This window comes from Pantoea sp. JKS000250, assembly GCF_003201065.1.
Classification (GTDB): Bacteria; Pseudomonadota; Gammaproteobacteria; order Enterobacterales; family Enterobacteriaceae; genus Pantoea; species Pantoea vagans.
This window is the reverse complement of the sequence record NZ_QICZ01000001.1, coordinates 560,238-578,400: the sequence shown is the minus strand read 5'-3', so window position 1 is coordinate 578,400 and position 18,163 is coordinate 560,238. Positions and strand designations below refer to the sequence as shown.

At 56.5% G+C, this 18,163-nt stretch carries 16 protein-coding genes; 8 read left to right on the top strand and 8 right to left on the bottom strand.

All coding sequences use genetic code 11. The features are described 5' to 3' along the window. Nucleotides 1-3 precede the first annotated feature (3 nt). A complete protein-coding gene (ruvB, locus tag BY447_RS03015) occupies nt 4-1,008 on the top strand; it encodes a Holliday junction branch migration DNA helicase RuvB (protein WP_013358170.1) in 1,005 nt (334 codons plus the stop codon). Here ruvB and znuB read toward each other — a convergent pair whose 3' ends face one another. Further along, nucleotides 1,009-1,794 carry a zinc ABC transporter permease subunit ZnuB gene (gene znuB / locus BY447_RS03010; protein WP_013358169.1) on the bottom strand — a complete coding sequence of 262 codons (786 nt, stop codon included), beginning with the start codon at nt 1,792-1,794 and terminating at the stop codon, nt 1,009-1,011. Next, on the bottom strand, nt 1,791-2,546 hold the full coding sequence (gene znuC, locus BY447_RS03005) for a zinc ABC transporter ATP-binding protein ZnuC (protein WP_110330484.1): 756 nt from the start codon (nt 2,544-2,546) through the stop codon (nt 1,791-1,793). Before znuC ends, znuB begins: the two co-directional genes overlap by 4 nt. A gap of 77 nt (nt 2,547-2,623) precedes the next feature. Between znuC and znuA the strand changes: the two genes are divergently transcribed. The 3 genes from znuA to lpxM all read left to right on the top strand — a co-directional run bounded on the left by znuA (nt 2,624) and on the right by lpxM (nt 6,016). Then, on the top strand, nt 2,624-3,571 hold the full coding sequence (znuA, locus tag BY447_RS03000) for a zinc ABC transporter substrate-binding protein ZnuA (protein WP_107319826.1): 948 nt from the start codon (nt 2,624-2,626) through the stop codon (nt 3,569-3,571). A 13-nt stretch (nt 3,572-3,584) separates the two neighbouring features. After that, the gene (mepM, locus tag BY447_RS02995) at nt 3,585-4,916 is read left to right on the top strand and encodes a murein DD-endopeptidase MepM (protein ID WP_110330483.1); all 1,332 of its coding nucleotides are present in this window, start codon (nt 3,585-3,587) and stop codon (nt 4,914-4,916) included. 125 nt (nt 4,917-5,041) lie between these two features. Beyond that, nucleotides 5,042-6,016, top strand: coding sequence for a lauroyl-Kdo(2)-lipid IV(A) myristoyltransferase (lpxM, locus tag BY447_RS02990; protein WP_110330482.1), 975 nt, complete (start codon nt 5,042-5,044; stop codon nt 6,014-6,016). Nucleotides 6,017-6,367: 351 nt separating this feature from the next. On the opposite strand, the gene BY447_RS02985 is transcribed toward lpxM, so the two are convergent. The 3 genes from BY447_RS02985 to BY447_RS02975 form a co-directional block, all read right to left on the bottom strand. Continuing rightward, nucleotides 6,368-7,600, bottom strand: coding sequence for an MFS transporter (locus BY447_RS02985; protein WP_110330481.1), 1,233 nt, complete (start codon nt 7,598-7,600; stop codon nt 6,368-6,370). 85 nt (nt 7,601-7,685) lie between these two features. Then, entirely contained in the window at nt 7,686-9,128 is a 1,443-nt protein-coding gene (gene pyk, locus BY447_RS02980) for a pyruvate kinase (protein ID WP_013358162.1), read from the bottom strand. Between the two features lie 115 nt (nt 9,129-9,243). After that, nucleotides 9,244-10,113, bottom strand: coding sequence for a MurR/RpiR family transcriptional regulator (locus BY447_RS02975; protein ID WP_199226917.1), 870 nt, complete (start codon nt 10,111-10,113; stop codon nt 9,244-9,246). 363 nt (nt 10,114-10,476) lie between these two features. Between BY447_RS02975 and zwf the strand changes: the two genes are divergently transcribed. Further along, nucleotides 10,477-11,952 (top strand): glucose-6-phosphate dehydrogenase, encoded by a 1,476-nt coding sequence (zwf, locus tag BY447_RS02970; protein WP_110330480.1) that lies wholly within the window; start codon nt 10,477-10,479, stop codon nt 11,950-11,952. A 444-nt stretch (nt 11,953-12,396) separates the two neighbouring features. Beyond that, nucleotides 12,397-13,035 carry a bifunctional 4-hydroxy-2-oxoglutarate aldolase/2-dehydro-3-deoxy-phosphogluconate aldolase gene (locus BY447_RS02965; RefSeq protein WP_010258674.1) on the top strand — a complete coding sequence of 213 codons (639 nt, stop codon included), beginning with the start codon at nt 12,397-12,399 and terminating at the stop codon, nt 13,033-13,035. A gap of 34 nt (nt 13,036-13,069) precedes the next feature. Here the strand turns inward: BY447_RS02965 and purT are convergent, their stop codons facing one another. Continuing rightward, the gene (purT, locus tag BY447_RS02960; protein ID WP_110330479.1) at nt 13,070-14,248 is read right to left on the bottom strand and encodes a formate-dependent phosphoribosylglycinamide formyltransferase; all 1,179 of its coding nucleotides are present in this window, start codon (nt 14,246-14,248) and stop codon (nt 13,070-13,072) included. Nucleotides 14,249-14,414: 166 nt separating this feature from the next. Between purT and BY447_RS02955 the strand changes: the two genes are divergently transcribed. Beyond that, nucleotides 14,415-15,071, top strand: coding sequence for a tellurite resistance TerB family protein (locus BY447_RS02955; RefSeq protein WP_033783313.1), 657 nt, complete (start codon nt 14,415-14,417; stop codon nt 15,069-15,071). A gap of 126 nt (nt 15,072-15,197) precedes the next feature. Beyond that, nucleotides 15,198-17,261 carry a prolyl oligopeptidase family serine peptidase gene (locus tag BY447_RS02950; RefSeq protein WP_013358157.1) on the top strand — a complete coding sequence of 688 codons (2,064 nt, stop codon included), beginning with the start codon at nt 15,198-15,200 and terminating at the stop codon, nt 17,259-17,261. Here the strand turns inward: BY447_RS02950 and exoX are convergent. Further along, nucleotides 17,255-17,923 carry an exodeoxyribonuclease X gene (exoX, locus tag BY447_RS02945; RefSeq protein WP_033783311.1) on the bottom strand — a complete coding sequence of 223 codons (669 nt, stop codon included), beginning with the start codon at nt 17,921-17,923 and terminating at the stop codon, nt 17,255-17,257. The genes BY447_RS02950 and exoX overlap by 7 nt on opposite strands. Then, entirely contained in the window at nt 17,923-18,156 is a 234-nt protein-coding gene (locus tag BY447_RS02940) for a DNA polymerase III subunit theta (RefSeq protein WP_033733020.1), read from the bottom strand. Before BY447_RS02940 ends, exoX begins: the two co-directional genes overlap by 1 nt. Nucleotides 18,157-18,163: the final 7 nt, after the last annotated feature.

The following is an 18,163-nucleotide window of genomic DNA, read 5'->3' as shown; positions in this document are numbered from 1 at the left end:
GTCATGATAGAAGCCGACCGCCTGGTCTCCGCTGCCAGTATTAACGAAGAAGAGATAATTGACCGCGCCATTCGCCCGAAGATGCTCACCGAGTATGTCGGCCAGCCACAGGTGCGTGAGCAGATGGAGATTTTCATCAAAGCCGCACAGCTGCGTGGTGATGCGCTGGATCATCTGCTGATCTTCGGTCCGCCAGGTCTGGGGAAAACCACGCTGGCGAACATCGTGGCCAACGAGATGGGCGTGAACCTGCGTACCACCTCGGGTCCGGTGCTGGAGAAGGCAGGCGATCTGGCTGCGATGCTGACTAACCTTGAACCGCATGACGTGCTGTTTATCGATGAGATCCATCGCCTGTCACCGGTGGTGGAAGAGGTGCTCTATCCGGCAATGGAAGACTATCAGCTGGATATCATGATCGGTGAAGGCCCGGCGGCGCGTTCGATTAAGCTCGATCTGCCGCCGTTTACCCTGATTGGTGCCACCACCCGTGCAGGCTCGCTGACCTCGCCGTTGCGCGATCGCTTTGGCATTGTGCAGCGTCTGGAGTTCTATCAGGTTAAAGATCTGCAGCACATCGTAGGACGCAGTGCCGCCTGTCTGGGCCTGGCGCTGAGTGACGAAGGGGCGTTAGAGATTGCCCGTCGTGCACGCGGCACACCGCGTATCGCCAACCGCCTGCTGCGCCGCGTGCGTGACTTCGCAGAGGTGCGGGCTAATGGTGATATGAGCGGAGAAGTCTCCTGCAGCGCGCTGGATATGCTTAACGTCGACAGTGAAGGGTTCGATTATATGGACCGTAAACTGCTTCTGGCGATTATCGACAAGTTTATGGGTGGGCCGGTGGGGCTGGATAACCTGGCTGCTGCGATTGGTGAAGAGCGTGAGACCATCGAAGATGTGATTGAACCCTTCCTGATTCAGCAGGGTTTTATTCAGCGCACACCGCGTGGCCGTCTGGCCACGCAGCATGCTTATCGTCACTTCGGCATTACGCGCGAAGAGTGACTACATGGCCGGTTTGCGCACCATGCTGAAGATAAACAGGATGGCGGCGCAGAGCACCACGGACGGACCGGCAGGCGTGTCGTAGAACGCAGAGAAGGTGAGACCGCCGGTGACGGCAATCACGCCGATGACCACCGCGACGGCCGCCATGCCTTCCGGCGAACGCACAAAACGGCGAGCGGTGGCAGCCGGAATAATCAGCAGTGAAGTGATAATCAGCGCACCCACAAACTTCATCGCCACGCCAATCGTCAGCGCCGTAACCAGCATCAGAATCAGCCGGGTTCGCTGGATATTCACGCCATCCACCTGCGCCAGTTCCGGGCTGATGGTCATCGACAGCAGCGAACGCCACTGCCACGCCATCACCAGCAGCACAATTATCACGCCGCCACCCATCATCCAGAGGTCATCAGGCGTTACGGCCAGCAGGTCGCCAAACAGATACGCCATTAAATCAACGCGCACGTTCTTCATCAGGCTGACGACGACCAGGCCCAGCGACAGCGCGCTATGCGCCATAATGCCCAGCAGGGTATCGATAGCCAGATGCGGACGCCGCTCAAGCCAGACCAGTCCCAGCGCCAGGCAGACCGTCACCAGAATCACCGCGTAGTAGGGGTTCACGTTCAGCAGCAGGCCAAAGGCTACGCCGAGCAGAGACGCGTGCGCCAGGGTATCGCCGAAATAGGACATCTTACGCCAGACGACGAACGAACCCAGCGGACCGGCAGCCAGCGCTAACATCACACCGCCTATCCAGCCCGGTAATAACAACTCAATCATGATGAACCCTGTCCTTTGCGTAAAACGATACGTCCCTGAAGGTCGTGACGGTGATTATGATGATGACGGTAGATCGCCAGCTCCTGCGCGCCACGCGGGCCAAACATCGCGATAAATTCGGGATGCTGCGAGACGGCTTCCGGCGTGCCGGAACAGCAGATATGGTGATTGAGGCACAACACTTCGTCGGTTTTCGCCATCACCAGATGCAGATCGTGGGAAACCATCAGCACGCCGCAGTTCAGTTCCACGCGTAACTGATTGATCAGGTCATACAGCGCAACCTGACCGTTCACATCCACTCCCTGCGTTGGTTCATCCAGCACCAGCAACTGAGGCTGATTCAGCAGGGCGCGTGCCAGCAACACACGCTGAGTTTCACCGCCGGAGAGCTTTTGCAGCGGGGAGTTGAGCAGATGGCCCGCCTGCACACGTTTCAGTGCTGGCATAATCTCCGCGTGTTTGCTGCCACGGGTCAGACGCATAAAGCGCTCAACCGTGACCGGCAGGGTGGGATCGATGTGCAGCTTCTGCGGCACGTAGCCGATACGCAGAGCAGGATCACGCTGAACCGAACCGGTTGTAGGGGCGAGCAGGCCGAGCACCACACGCACCAGCGTTGATTTTCCGGCACCGTTGGGACCCAGCAGGGTGAGAATGCGACCATGCTGCAATGCCAGGCTGACGCCTGATAACACATTGCGCTGGTTAAACTTTATCGAAACGTTATCGAGTGTGACAAGTGAGGTCATAGTATTTACAGGTTGCACAGAATTTCGAATGTTATAATATCACATTCCACCTCATGGTCACGATGGAATGACGCAATATGTTACATAATAAAAAGGGCTCAATTTTCGCCCTGACTGCTTTATCTGTTTCAGCTTTGTTAACCCTTCCTGCCCAGGCGAATGTTGTGGCTTCACTCAAACCGGTAGGTTTTATTGCTGCTGCTATTGCCGATGGCGTTACACCGGTTGAGGTGCTGCTGCCGGACGGCGCGTCCGAACATGATTACGCCCTGCGGCCATCTGATGCAAAACGCTTAAAAAACGCGGACTTAGTTGTCTGGGTCGGGCCAGAAATGGAAGCCTTTATGGCGAAGTCTGCGGCTGAACTTCCGGCTCAAAAAAACCTCGCGATGGTGAACATCGACGGGGTAAAACCGTTATTGATTAGCGGTGGTGAAGATGAAGATGAACACGCAGCGGAAAAATCCGAAGATCAGGATGCTGAAGCGCATCATCACCATCACGGCGAGTTTAATATGCACCTGTGGTTGTCGCCAGAGATTGCGCGCAAAACCGCGGTTGCAATCCATGGAAAATTATTGGAACTTATGCCGCAAGATAAGGCCAAACTTGACGCCAACCTCCAGCAGTTTGAGGTAGCTTTGGCGGACACGGACAAACGCGTCAGCGCACAACTTGCTCCGGTCAGAAATAAAGGATATTTCGTTTTTCACGACGCTTACACGTACTTTGAAAAGCACTACGGTCTCTCGCCCGCCGGGCATTTTACCGTCAATCCTGAAATTCAACCGGGCGCTCAGCGTTTACACCAGATACGAACACAGTTGGTTGAGCAAAAGGCGGTCTGCGTCTTTGCTGAGCCACAATTCAGACCAGCAGTCATCGATGCTGTCTCCCGCGGAACACAGGTGCGTAAAGGCACGCTTGATCCCCTGGGCACGGACATCAGCTTAGCCAAAGACAGCTATGTGAAATTCCTCTCACAACTGTCGAGCCAGTATGAAAGCTGCCTGAATGGAGCATGAGGAATAGGTAAAAGTGCAGCAGATAGCCCGCTCTGTCGCCCTCGCATTTAATAATTTGCCGCGCCCCCACCGCGTAATGCTGGGATCGTTAACTGTAGTCACTCTGGCCGTCGCTGTCTGGCGGCCTTACGTTTATCATCCGACGGATGATGTGACGCCCATCGTTAAAAACATTGAACTGGATAAGAACACGCTCCGCACGCTGTTGCCGGAAGCCAGTGAGCCGATCGATCAGAGCACACCGGAACCGGACGAAGAGCTGCCTGCGGATGATGTCGACACCGACGTGCCCGAAACGGCAGGGGTGCATGACTACACTGTTTCATCCGGCGATACCCTGAGCAGTGCCCTGAATCAGTATGGCATCGACATCAGTGATATCAATGCGCTGGTGGTGAGCGATCGCGAGCTGCGTAATCTGCAGGTCGGTCAGCAGCTGAGCTGGACGCTGGATGATGATGGTGGCCTGAAAACCCTGAGCTGGGAAATTTCCCGTCGTGAAACCCGCACCTATGAGCGCACCCCAGCCGGTGGCTTTAAGATGGATGCGGAGATGCAGAAGGGCGAATGGCGCAACAGCGTGATGCAGGGCGAAGTGCGCGGCAGTTTCGCCGCCAGCGCCATGCGGGCGGGGTTGAGCGGGGCTGAAGCCAGCGCCGTGATTAAAGCGATGCAGTGGCAGATGGACTTCCGTAAGCTACGTGCTGGCGACCAGTTCAGCGTGCTGATGTCACGTGAAATGCTGGATGGCAAGAGTGCCCAGAGTCAGTTGCTGGGCGTGCGCCTGCGCAGCGGCGGTAAAGATTATTACGCATTCCGCGCGGAAGATGGCAAGTTCTACGATCGCAGCGGCTCCGGTCTGGCACGCGGCTTTATGCGCTTCCCGACGGTTAAGCAGTATCGTGTCTCTTCCAACTTTAATCCGCGTCGTCTTAACCCGGTAACGGGCCGCATTGCGCCGCACAAAGGCGTCGACTTTGCGCTGCCAATCGGTACGCCGGTGCTCGCAGTGGGTGATGGTGAGATCGTGGTAGCGAAAAACGGCGGTGCCGCCGGTAACTACGTCGCTATCCGTCATGGCCGTCAGTATATGACACGCTATATGCACATGAAGAAAGTGCTGGTGAAGCCAGGTCAGAAAGTGAAACGTGGCGACCGTATTGGACTGTCCGGCAACACCGGGCGCTCCACCGGACCGCATCTGCATTTCGAAATCTGGATCAATAACCAGGCGGTTAACCCATTAACGGCGAAGCTGCCGCGCATGGAAGGTCTGACCGGCAAAGATCGCAGCGACTACATGGCACAGGTTAAATCCTGGCTGCCTCAGCTGGGTCTGAAGTAAGAGAATTTCGTCAAATCGCGCAAAAACCGACGGCTTCTCCGTCGGTTTTTTGCTATCTGGCGCAGGATGATTGCAAATTTTCAGGTCGTCACTATCATAAGCCGGTCATTGCTTGAGGCGAGTGCATGGAAACCCGTAAAAAAAATAACATTGAATTTATTCCCGTTTTTGAACGTTCTTTTCTCAAACCTAAGTACTGGGGCAGCTGGCTGGCAATAGGTGCGCTGGCGGGTCTGGCGTATTTACCGCCGAAAGTGCGCGATCCGCTGCTGGGCCGGTTAGGCCGGTTTGCCGGTAAGCTGGCAAAGGGCGCACGTCGCCGCGCGCTGATTAATCTCTATTATTGCCTGCCGGAACTCAGTGAAGAGCAGCGTGCCACGCTGGTCGATGAGATGTTTGCGACAGCGCCGCAGGCGATGACAATGATGACCGAGCTGGTGCTGCGCGATCCTGCTCGCATCCGGCAGCGCGTTGAGTGGCATGGTCGTGAAATCATCGACCAGATGAAAGCTGAGCAGCAGAATGTGATTTTCCTGGTGCCACACGGCTGGGCGGTGGATATTCCTGCCATGCTGCTGGCGTCAGAAGGCCAGAAGATGGCGGCCATGTTCCACAATCAGAGCGACCCGCTGCTGGACTACGCCTGGAACACGGCCCGTCGTCGCTATGGCGGCCGGATGCATGCCCGCAACGACGGGATTAAGCCGTTTATCAGTTCAGTACGTCAGGGTTACTGGGGCTACTATCTGCCCGATCAGGATCACGGTGCCGAGCACAGCGAATTTGTCGATTTTTTCGCTACCTATAAAGCGACATTGCCTGCGGTAGGCCGGCTGATGAAGGTGTGCCGAGCCCGCGTGGTGCCACTGTTCCCGGTCTATAACAGTGAAACGCATAAGCTTGAGATTTATGTGCGTCCGCCGATGGACGATCTGCTGCAGGCCGACGATCACCAGCTGGCTCGCCGGATGAATGAAGAGGTAGAAGTGTTTGTCCGCCCGCATCCCGAGCAGTACACGTGGATCCTCAAGCTGCTGAAGACCCGCAAAGAGGGTGACATCGAACCCTATTCGCGCAAAGAGCTTTATCCGCGCAAATAGCAGAAAGGCCGCAAAAGCGGCCTTTTTGGTACGTCGGGTTTGGTTAGCGGTAAGTTCGAAAATGCTTAGGGAACACGGTCAGATCGGAAAGGCGCTTAAGCCATCCCTGGCCGCTCGGCCCGCGCCATCCGTGGCGCGGGACGCTTTCCTCCTCTGCCCGTGTTCCCTGCGCTTTAAGTTTATTTGCCGCTTTCAGATTCACCCAGATCCAGCGATTAAGTGATAATAAAAAGGCCGCTTTCGCAGCCTTTTATGAGTGAATGAAAGAGCTGGCTCAGGAAGCATACCCCCTGCGCAAAGACGCAAATCGCCATCCGTGGCATGCTCAGCGCAGACGATTACGCAGCTCTGTTATAACGCCTCCAGCCTGCTGCGACGTTTACGTTCGCGCATAAACAGGGTCACGAGACCAAACCAAAGCACGCCGCTGATAAAGTTAATCAGACAGAACCACAACGTGCCGCCGCTGAAGTAGCCACTTTTTGCCAGCTCAATCCCCACCGCCAGCGTCAGAATACTGATCATCCCCAGCATGGCCGCCACGCTGCCTTTGCCTTCATCGCTGGCATAGAGCGTCAGTCGATAGAGTCCGGCATTCACCATCCCTGCGCCAAAGGCGTAGAGGCTCAGGCCAGCCGTGATGAGCAGGTAACCGTGGCTGTTCAGCAGGCTTGCCACCAGCGCCAGACTCAGACCAATCAGAATCGGCCAGGCGGCGAACTTCACCGGCTGTTCAATCGGCACCCGTCCGGCCAGCTTACTCAGCGTCAGGTTACCGGCAATCATCGCCAGAAACACCGGCAGCTGCAGCAGGGCATACTGCATGCGAGACAGACCTTCGTCATGCATCAGGATCACCGGTGACAGGGCAACCCAGGTGAGGATCGGGATAAACACCAGCCCGATAGCAAAAGACCCGAACATCACCAGCCGGTCTTTCATCAGTCGGGCATAGTTGCGCGCCAGATTCGGCAGGGCGATGGAGTGGCTGCGGTCGCCTGCGGTTTCGGGCATCACACGCCACAGCACCACAAACGCAACGAGGCTGCAGGCGGCAAACAGCCAGAACATACTGCGCCAGCTACCCACAGTGAGCCAGGCTGCACCGGCAAGCGGACCTGCCAGCGGGGCCAGCAGCGCCACATTAGCCATCAGCGCCATCATGCGCACCGCCAGCGCCTCATCAAAGGCTTCCTGAATGGCGGCATAGCCAACCGCACCAATAAAGCAGAGGCTGATACCCTGAATAAAACGCAGGCCAACAAACTCTTCAATCGAACTGACCCAGTTGGTTAGTATGCAGGCGACGGCAAAAAACAGGATGCCGGAGAGCATCACCGGTCGCCGGCCAAACTTATCAGAGAGTGGACCCAGCAGCCATTGCAGCACCATGCCACCAATCAGGTAAGCGGTTAGCGACGTAGAAACCCATTCCGGGCCAACGGAGAACTCGCTGGTGACGATCAGCATGCCGGGCTGGATCATGTCGTGAGCGATATAGGTAGCAAACTCGAACAGCACTAACGCCAGAGGAAAAAGTAAAATTCGGCCGGTAAGCTGGCTGATGGGCTGGAAACGGGGCATCTTGCCTCCTTGTCAGAAAAGAAAAACGCGACTGCCAGGCAGTCGCGTCGTTGATTCTACACCGACAATGTAAACGCGGGCGCAATTAATCCACGCGCAGCACGCGGGTCGTGTTAGTGGTGCCGGTGGCGCCCATCACATCACCCTGGGTCACGATAACCAGATCGCCTGAAACCAGGAAACCTTTATCGCGCAGCAGGTTAACCGCGTCGTGTGCGGCCGCGACACCATCGTTGTTGCTGTCGAAGAACACTGGCGTCACACCGCGATAGAGTGCAGTGAGATTCAGCGTGCGTTCATGGCGGGACATCGCAAAGATCGGCAGGCCCGACGTGATACGTGAGGTCATCAGCGGAGTACGGCCCGACTCGGTCATGGTGATGATCGCAGTAACGCCCTGCAAATGGTTTGCGGCGTACATGGACGACATGGCGATCGCTTCTTCGACGTTGTCGAACTGAACATCCAGACGGTGCTTGGAGACGTTGACGCTTGGGATCTTCTCTGCGCCCAGGCAGACCTTCGCCATCGCTGAGACGGTTTCTGCCGGATACTGACCCGCTGCGGTTTCTGCAGAGAGCATCACGGCATCGGTGCCATCCAGCACGGCGTTAGCCACGTCCATGACTTCTGCGCGGGTTGGCATCGGGTTAGTAATCATCGACTCCATCATCTGCGTCGCGGTAATGATGGTGCGGTTTAGCTGACGGGCACGACGAATTAATGCTTTCTGAATGCCGACCAGTTCCGGATCGCCAATCTCAACGCCCAGGTCGCCACGCGCAACCATCACCACGTCTGATGCCAGAATGATGTCATCCATCGCTTCCTGGCTGGCAACCGCTTCGGCACGTTCCACTTTAGCGACCAGCTTAGCGTCACAACCCGCTTCACGCGCCAGACGACGCGCCAGGTTCATATCTTCACCACAGCGTGGGAAGGAGACGGCCAGATAATCGACGCGGATCTTAGCGGCGGTGATAATGTCTGCCTTGTCTTTTTCGGTCAGCGCTTCAGCTGACAGGCCGCCGCCCAGCTTGTTAATGCCTTTGTTGTTCGACAGCGGGCCGCCGACAGTGACTTCGGTGAAGACTTTCGTGTCCTGAACTTCCAGCACCTTCAGCTGCACGCGGCCATCATCCAGCAGCAGGATATCGCCCGGCACCACATCTTCAGGCAGACCTTTGTAGTCGATACCCACGCGCTCTTTATCGCCTTCGCCTTTACCCAGGCTGGCATCCAGCAGAAAACGGTCGCCGATATTCAGGAAAACTTTACCTTCTTTGAAGGTCGAAACACGAATTTTTGGACCCTGGAGGTCACCGAGAATAGCCACGTGGCGGCCCAGTTTTGCGGCAATCTCACGCACTTTGTCGGCACGTAGCTGATGGTCTTCTGGCGTGCCGTGAGAGAAGTTGAGTCGTACAACGTTCGCACCGGCAGCGATGATTTTTTCGAGGTTATTATCACGATCGGTGGCCGGGCCGAGGGTTGTTACGATTTTGGTTCTTCTGAGACGTCTTGACATCGGGGACTCCGTAAACATTTAAGCGTGTCCGGGTCTGTGGACACAGCATGGTTATCTATTCTATATGATCGACGGGTTGTGATACGACTCACATTGTAAATGTGATGTTAATTTTTTACTGATCACTCTCTTCCCGAAGGGTGTTCTTTTCATAACGCGACGCTTTCAACGCCTCTTTCACGCGTTTCAGGTTTTCCCGGAAGGGGGCACCCCGTTCCAGGGTAAAACCGGTTGCCAGCACATCGATCACGGTTAACTGCGCCAGGCGCGACACCATCGGCAAATAGACATCCGTATCTTCCGGTACATCAAGCACTAAAGCTATCGCTGCTTCATGGGCAAGGGGTGAATCGGGAGAGGTGATGGCAATAACGGTGGAACCGTTTACACGGGCCAGGCGAGCCAGTTCTACCATATTTTTTGTGCGTCCAGTATGTGAAATGAGAACAAAAACGTCACCGGCTCGACTATTTATGCAACTCATGCGCTGGATCACAATATCGTCCGACCAGATGACCGGCAGATTAAAGCGCAGAAATTTGGTAAAGGCGTCATGCGCCACGACCGCCGATGCCCCCAGCCCGAAAAAGGCGAGTTTGTCGGCCTGCGCAAGCAGGGTGACGGCCTGTTGCAGTTGCGTGCTGTTCAGCTGATCGCGCACCCGCTGCAGGCCAGCCAGCGCCGAGTCGAAGATCTTGTGGCTGTAGTCCTCCACACTGTCGTTATCCTCCACACCCCGGCTGACCCAGCTGCTGCTTTTCACCAGACTCTGTGCCAGTTGCAGTTTAAAGTCGGGAAAGCCGCGTGCGCCCAGGCGATGGCAGAAGCGATTTACGGTGGGTTCACTCACGCCGGCAACGCCTGCCAGCGTCGCAATGCTGGAGTGCATCGCCGCCTGGGGGGCAGCGAGAATCTGCCGGGCGACTTTCTGTTCCGCTTTGCTCAGCGCAGCGAACTGCGCCTCAATTTTTTCCAGCATATTCATAAGCCGATGACCATTATCGCTTTTATCAATTTCAATTATCACTGTCGTCAGCGCCGATTAACAGAGACTATATCGCGTCAGCGGCCGACAGGCGCAACGGCGGACAAGCCGATGGCGCTTTTTTTTGGGATACTTTGACCGGTGCCAGATTTCCTGACACCAGCAGACACAGAAAAAACCGGCAATCCGCACGTGTCATCACACGCGTGCAGCGCATCCGGTACAGAGTTAATGCGGTTGACCCGGCGAGTCGGTTTACCTGGCGCGGGGAAAAAAGTACATTGTGCTGAAAGAAAATAATAACCTGGACCCGGTGGCAGAGGATGCATCACCACCGGACTATCCTGCAACGAGGAGAGGAAAATGGCGGTAACACAAACAGCCCAGGCATGCGATCTGGTGATTTTCGGTGCCAAAGGCGATCTTGCACGCCGTAAACTGTTGCCTTCACTGTACCAGTTAGAGAAAGCGGGTCAGATCCACGAGGAAACCCGCATTATTGGTGTCGGCCGTGCCGAGTGGGACAAAGCGGAATACACCAAAGTGGTACGTGAAGCGCTGGAAACCTTCATGAAGGAGAAGATTGACGAAGCGCTGTGGGACAAACTCAGCAGTCGTCTCGACTTCTGCAACCTCGATGTTAACGACACCACGCACTTCCCGAAACTGGGCAAGATGCTGGACCAGAAAAACCGCACCACCATTAACTACTTTGCAATGCCGCCGAGCACCTTTGGCGCGATCTGTCAGGGACTGGGCACCGCGAAGCTGAATGCGAAACCGGCGCGCGTGGTGATGGAGAAGCCGCTCGGTACCTCACTGGAAACCTCGCAGGAGATCAACGACAGCGTTGGTGAATACTTCGATGAGAGCCAGGTATTCCGTATCGACCACTATCTCGGCAAAGAGACCGTGCTTAATCTGTTGGCGCTGCGCTTTGCGAACTCTATCTTCGTGAATAACTGGGATAACCGCACCATCGACCACGTGCAGATCACGGTGGCCGAAGAGGTGGGTATTGAAGGCCGCTGGGGTTACTTCGATAAAGCGGGTCAGATGCGTGACATGATTCAGAACCACCTGTTGCAGATTCTGACCATGATCGCCATGTCGCCGCCGTCCGATCTCAGTGCCGACAGCATCCGTGACGAAAAAGTTAAAGTGCTGCGCTCGCTGCGCCGCATCGACCAGACCAACGTGCGTGAGAAAACCGTACGCGGTCAGTACACTGCGGGCTTTGTGCAGGGTAAAAAAGTGCCAGGCTACCTTGAAGAAGAGGGGGCCAATAAAACGAGCGCTACGGAGACTTTCGTCGCAATTCGTGTCGATATCGACAACTGGCGCTGGGCAGGCGTGCCGTTCTACCTGCGTACCGGTAAGCGTTTACCGACCAAATGTTCCGAAGTGGTGGTCTACTTTAAAAACCCCGAGATGAACCTGTTCAAAGATTCCTACTCAGAGCTGCCGCAGAACAAGCTGACCATTCGTCTGCAGCCGGACGAGGGCGTGGATATCGAGATCCTGAATAAAGTGCCAGGCCTCGATCACAAGCACAAGTTGCAGACCACCAAGCTGGATCTGAGCTACTCCGAGACGTTCAACCAGTCGCACCTTGCCGATGCTTACGAGCGTCTGCTGCTGGAGAGCATGCGCGGCATCCAGGCGCTGTTTGTGCGTCGCGATGAAGTTGAAGCCGCATGGACCTATGTTGATTCGATTATCAACGCATGGGCGGCAGATGGTGACTCTTCCAAGCCGTATCAGGCTGGCACCTGGGGCCCGGTGGCCTCGGTGGCGATGATCACCCGCGATGGTCGCTCGTGGAACGAGTTTGAATAACTGAAGTGATGATGAAGCCCGCCACGCGGTGGTGAGATTGGTGATTATGTCAGCCCGGTCTGTTGTAAGACTGTGACTGCGAAGGGAACACGGTCAGATCGTAAAGGCGCTTGAGCCAATCCCTGGCCGCTCGGCCCGCGCCATCCATGGCGCGGGACGCTTTCCTCCTCTGCCCGTGTTCCCTGCGCCTTAAACTAAGACATTGCGGCCAGGCAAATACGAAACCTGGTTTCATCTGCAGTTACAGCCCGCCACGCGGGCTTTTTTTTCGCCTTGAAATCGTGCCAGCGGATACGAATAAAACTGAACTGCTGTTTCAAAATGGGCGCAGGAGGATAGACGCTCAGGAAGCGAATCATGTATGGTAGTGACGCAATCTACAGGGCAGGAGCCGATGCTCCATGACCGGGCCACAATCCCGGTGTTATCAAGCAAGGGGAACTGATGAAAAACTGGAAAACGAGTGCTGAACAGATTCTGACCACCGGACCTGTCGTGCCGGTCATCGTGGTGAATAAACTGGAACATGCTGTGCCGATGGCGAAAGCGCTGGTGGCAGGCGGTGTCAGAGTGCTGGAAGTCACGCTGCGCACGCCCGTAGCGATGGATGCACTGCGTGCGATGATCAAAGAAGTGCCGGATGCGATTGTCGGTGCGGGCACAGTGATTAATCCGCAGCAGTTACAGGAAGTGACCGATGCCGGTGCACAGTTTGTTATCAGCCCTGGCGTCACGGAATCGCTGCTGAAAGCGGCGGTTGAAGGGCCGGTTCCGTTGATTCCGGGTATCAGCACGGTTTCTGAGTTAATGACCGGTATGGACTATGGTCTGCGCGAGTTTAAGTTTTTCCCGGCAGAAGCAAATGGCGGCGTGAAAGCGCTGCAGGCGATTGGCGGACCTTTCCCGCAGGTGCGTTTCTGTCCGACTGGCGGCATCTCTCCGGCCAACTACCGTGACTATCTGGCGCTGAAAAGCGTGCTGTGCATCGGCGGCTCCTGGCTGGTGCCTAACGATGCGCTGGAAGCGGGCGACTGGGATCGCATCACCCGCCTGGCTCGCGAAGCTGTCGAAGGCGCGAAGTAAGTAATGGCGGTGAGCGTCTGCTCACCGCACACCTTTACCCCTGAACCGTAACCGCCGCTGCGCTGGCAACTGCACGCGCAATCGCCTGCGTGGTGCTCTCACCGCTGGCCAGCGCGACGCCCAGACGACGCTGCCCGCTAATCTCCGGCTTGCCGAACAGCCGAAGTTGCAGACCGGCCCCCAGTGCGGCTTCGACATTCACAAACTGCACATTCTGGCTGGTCAGTTGCGGCAGGATAACGGCAGATGCCGATGGACCATACTGACGAATCCCGCCAATCGGCAGACCCAGGAACGCCCGCACGTGCAGCGCAAACTCTGACAGATCCTGTGAAATCAGCGTCACCATCCCAGTGTCGTGGGGACGTGGCGACACTTCACTGAATACCACCTCATCACCGCAGACAAACAGCTCAACGCCAAACAGGCCATAACCGCCCAGCGCCTTCACCACCTGCGCGGCAACATCCTGCGCCCGCTGCAGCGCCAGGTCACTCATCTGCTGCGGCTGCCAGGATTCACGATAGTCGCCATCCTCCTGTCGGTGACCAATCGGCGCACAGAAGTGAATGCCATCGACGGCGCTGATGGTCAGCAGAGTGATCTCAAAATCGAAGTTAACAACGCCTTCGACGATGACGCGACCGGCACCGGCGCGGCCACCCTGTTGGGCATAATCCCAGGCTTTCTCCAGCTGGCTGGCGTCGCGGATAAAGCTCTGGCCTTTACCGGATGAACTCATCACCGGCTTTACAATGCACGGGAAGCCGATTTCGGTCGCGGCTTCATCGAAACGCGCTTTGCTGTCGGCAAAGCGATAGCGTGAAGTGGGCAGTGACAACTCTTCAGCCGCCAGGCGGCGAATGCCTTCGCGGTTCATGGTCAGCTTTGCGGCACGGGCGGTCGGAACCACGCGCTGGCCCTGCTGCTCCAGCTCAACCAGCGTATCCGTGGCGATGGCTTCAATTTCCGGCACCACAAAATCAGGCTTCTCTTCGGCAATCAGCGCAGCCAGCGCTGCTCCATCCAGCATATTGATCACATGGCTGCGATGGGCGACATGCATCGCCGGGGCATCGGCGTAACGATCCACCGCAATCACTTCCACACCCAGACGCTGACACTCCAGCGCCACCTCTTTACCCAGTTCACCTGAACCCAATAGCATTACACGCGTCGCCGCCGGACGCAGCGCTGTTCCGAGAGTCGTCATACATTCACCTAAGCAGTCAAAATTCGCGCGCAAGTATAAACGAAAACGTTTGCGTTCTCATCTTTCGTCCATCTGACACTGCTTTTTGCCGTACTTTTCCCGCTCTGACGTTTCCTGACATGCTTTTGGTCAGGATAGCGGGCTGACATCCTGAAAGGAGTGAATGATGAATAACTGGTTGCAACAGATTCAGTCGGTACTGGCAAAGAAGGGCGGTGAAGGCAAATCGGGCGGCGGCTTAAGTGACATGCTGGCACCGGGTGCGCTGGGCGGTCTGGCCGCCATGCTGGTCTCCAGTAAGTCTTCACGCAAACTGCTGACCAGATATGGCGGCAAAGCGCTGATTATTGGTGGTGGCGCGGCCGCTGGTGCGGTGCTGTGGAACAAATATAAGCAGCGGGTCAGCGAAGCGCACCAGAATGAACCTGATTTTGGCGTGGCTCAGACGCCCATAGACCAGCGCGCTGAACGTCTGGTCACGGCGCTGGTGTTTGCCGCTAAAAGTGACGGGCACATCGACGATCAGGAGCGGGCAGCCATTGAGCAGAATATTCATCAGTCCGGTTACGGCCAGGATGCAGAACAGCTGATTCAGAAAGCGATGAACCGCCCGCTGGACCCGCAGTGGCTGGCCGCCGATGTGAAAAATGAGGAAGAGGCGCTGGAGCTTTACTTCCTGAGCTGTACTGCTATCGACGTCGATCACTTTATGGAACGCAGCTATCTCTCCGCGCTGGGCGACGCGCTGAAAATTCCTCAGGATGTCCGCGACGGCATCCAGCAGGATCTTGAGGCTGAAAAATCCCGTCTGCCTGCCGGTTAATCCTGGCTGAAGTCCGCTGGCTGGTCACACGAAGTGATTGGCCAGCGGCAGCTTCTCTCGTCATACCTGGCTTCCGGCTGCCGAAGTGTTACGCTTACAGATCATTACGTTGATGGAGACGGATGGATGAAAGCACCCATCGCAAAAAAAATTCCCCATGAGATGACGCTGCACGGCGAGACGCGCGTTGACGATTATTACTGGCTGCGCGACGACAAACGTGAAAACAGCGAAGTCCTTGATTACCTGCGTGCCGAAAACAATTACGGCAAAAAAATTATGTCATCGCAGCAGCCGCTGCAGGACCGGGTATTAAAAGAGATTATCGATCGGCTGCCGCCGGAAGATCACTCTGTGCCCTATGTGAAAAACGGTTACCGCTATCAGAGCCGCTATCAGAGCGGTAACGAATATCCGGCCTATTACCGGCAACCGGCAGCAAGCGAGGAGTCTGGCGAGTGGAGTCTGCTGCTGGATGCCAACCAGCGCGCCTCGCACAGCGATTTTTACACGATGGGCGCGCTGCACATCAGCCCCGATAACCGGGTCATGGCGCTGGCCGAAGATTTCCTGTCGCGACGCCAGTACGGCATCCGGTTCCGCAACCTCGAGAGTGGCAGCTGGTATCCTGAAGTGCTGAGTAACGCCTCATCGAGCTTCGCCTGGGGCAATGACTCCCGTACGATCTACTATGTGCAGAAACATCCGCAGACGCTGCTCTCGTATCAGGTGTGGCGACATGAACTGGGTATGCCGCAGTCGGAAGACAAGCTCGTCTACGAAGAGCAGGATGACACCTATCATCTCAGCGTGCACAAGAGCACCTCCAAGCAGTTCATCATGATTGCGCTCTACAGCACCAACACCAGCGAAATTCAGCTGATCGATGCGAACTTCCCCGATGCACAGCCACATGTCTTTCTGCCGCGCCGTCGCGATCATGAATACAGCATCGACCATTACGATCATCAGTTCTTCATTCGCTCCAATCGCGAAGGCAAAAACTTCGGGCTGTATCGCAGTCGCTATCTGGATGAGACACGCTGGGAAACACTTATCCCGGCACGGGAACAGGTAGTGATGGAGGATTTCCAGCTGTTCCGCGACTGGCTGGTGGTTGAGGAGCGCCAGCGCGGCCTGACCAGCCTGCGACAGATTAACTGGGCCAGCGGCGAGACCAGCGGCATCGCCTTTGACGATCCGACCTATGTAACCTGGCTGGCGTACAATCCGACGCCGCGCACCAGTAAACTGCGCTACGGCTATTCGTCGATGACCACGCCGACCACGCTGTTTGAACTGGATATGGATACCGGCGAACGCCGCATTCTGAAGCAGAGCCAGGTTAAAGGCTTTAACGCGGAAGATTACAAAAGCGAGCATCACTGGATCAAAGTCAGCGATGGCACCGAAGTACCGGTGTCGCTGGTTTATCACCGCAAACATTATCAGCCTGGTCAGAACCCGATGCTGGTCTATGGGTATGGCGCCTACGGCAGCAGCATGGATGCCGATTTCAGCGTCAGCCGTCTGAGCCTGCTGGATCGCGGCTTTGTCTATGCGCTGATACAGGTGCGCGGCGGCGGTGAGCTGGGACAGCAATGGTATGACGGCGGTCGCCTGCTCAACAAAATGAACAGCTTCACCGACTTTATTGATGTCACGGATGCACTGGTGGCGCGCGGCATCGGCCACCCGGAACGGCTCTATGCGATGGGCGGCAGTGCAGGCGGCCTGCTGATGGGCGGCGTGATTAATCTGGCGCCTCAGCGGTTCCACGGCGTGGTGGCGCAGGTGCCGTTTGTGGATGTGGTCACCACCATGCTGGATGAGTCGATTCCGCTGACGACCGGTGAGTATGACGAGTGGGGCAACCCCAACGATCCTGAGTACTACCACTACATCCGCCAGTACAGCCCCTATGACAACATTGAGGCGAAAGCGTATCCCCACCTGCTGGTCACCACCGGCCTGCACGACTCACAGGTGCAGTACTGGGAACCGGCCAAGTGGGTGGCGAAGCTGAGATCGCTGAAAACGGATAACAACCTGCTGCTGCTTTGCACCGATATGGATTCCGGTCACGGCGGCAAGTCGGGGCGTTACAAAGCCTACGAAGGTATCGCGATGGAATACACCTTCCTGCTGGGACTGGCGCAGGGCACCCTGCCGCCCGCTCAGGATTACTGAGACTCCGACAGGTATTTATTCAGCGCCTGCCGCAATGGCGGGCGCAGATCGCTGACATTATTCAGCACCCACTTCAGGTAGCCCGGATCCTTTCTCGCAATCACCGCAATGGCCTGGCCGCGATATTTACCGAACGGCAGAATGTCGTCGCGCTGGGCCGCCGGTTGTGAACGCACAATCATCTCGGAAGCACCCCAGCCAGAGACCTCCATAATCCGAATCAGCAACGCCGCCGTGACATAGCAGTCATAGAGCGCGCGGTGCGCATGCAGGTCAGCGGGCGGCGTCACATCCAGCTTCAGCGAATGACGCAGTGCCTGATTGCCATATTTAATGCCCGGCCAGAGCTGGCGCGCCAGCTGCATGGTGCAGATCCATTCACCGTACATCTCCGGCAGCATCCGGCGGTCAAAGCTGGCGTTATGCGCCACATAGAAAGCACTGCCGTAATAGCGCGGGATCGCCTCTTCAATGGTCGGTTTACCAGCGACCATCGCTTCGGTAATGCGATGCACCGCCATCGCCTGACGGCTGATAGGGCGGTCGGGCAGGGTGAGATCGCTCATTGGATTCACAATCTGACCGTTGACCACATCCACGGACGCGACTTCCACCACGCCGCCCTGCAGACCGCAGGTTTCGGTATCGATAACGCGGAACATCATTGCTTCATCTTCGGTTCATAAGGAAGGCGCGACAGGCTGAGTGACGCCTGGCGGTATTGCATCAGACGCTGACGAAACCAGTCACGCAGCGCTTCGGGCTGCTCCTGCGCCACCATCTCGGCAACGACCGGCATGTTATAGCGCTCTTTGAACGCCACGCCCGCTGCCGCTAAATCGACATTGATCTTGTCTTTCTCTTCCTGGGACAGCACGGCAAGGTTATGGCTCATAATATTC